Annotated in this window: 1 protein-coding gene; it reads right to left on the bottom strand. The window is 27.4% G+C overall.

Annotated elements, in window-relative coordinates; all coding sequences use genetic code 11:
* The coding region (locus FUA24_RS04090; protein WP_148540163.1) for a DUF72 domain-containing protein at positions 1-215 on the bottom strand (215 nt) is incomplete at both ends.

The following is a 215-nucleotide window of genomic DNA, read 5'->3' on the forward strand; positions in this document are numbered from 1 at the left end:
CTAATTTTTCTTTTAAATTAGACGCATTATATAAATAATGTTCCACTACTTCTTTAGTGTCATTTAAACGTTTCCAATGGCTTATTTCTTGATTTAATTTAGGAAAGAATTTAAAGTTAGCAGGTGTTTTATCATACCATTTAGCAAATTGTTCTGCTGGAAATATTCTATAAAAAGTTGCATTTAACTCTATGGCGTTAAACTGTTTTGAGTAG

Source organism: Seonamhaeicola marinus (assembly GCF_008085455.1).